This is a genomic window from Acinetobacter endophylla (assembly GCF_053543775.1).
Map to the genome: position 1 here is coordinate 1 of NZ_JBLVOM010000186.1, position 367 is coordinate 367.

A 367-nucleotide genomic window follows, 5' to 3' on the forward strand; every position below is an offset into this window, starting at 1 on the left:
TCGGTAACGTGAGTGCGGCAGGCAATGGAGATGAAGTCGATATTTACAGCAAGAACGGGAACCTCGAAGTTAACGGAGCGCCCGGCAAACTGCATGCAGAATCTCTCAATGGCGGGATTGAGGTGCGCTCGCCGCTCATCCGTGGAGATTGGGATGTGTATAGCGCCGTTGGCGATATCTTCCTGTATTTACCGTTCGCAGGAGACTATACGGTGAATGGTTCCAGCGGGTATGGTAATATTACGACGGATTTTCACCATTTTAATATTGATAAGAAAACGATCTCAGGAGAAACAGGGACGGGTGAATTCAAACTTCGCATTGAAGGAAACAGCAACCTGAATGTAATGAGATATTGAATTTAGTA

At 46.6% G+C, this 367-nt stretch carries 1 protein-coding gene; it reads left to right on the forward strand.

Annotated features, from left to right (window positions below):
• A partial coding sequence (locus ACNPNW_RS06250) for a DUF4097 family beta strand repeat-containing protein (RefSeq protein WP_448766746.1) occupies positions 1-359 on the forward strand: 359 nt, incomplete at its 5' end.
• Between the last annotated feature and the right edge of the window lie 8 nt (positions 360-367).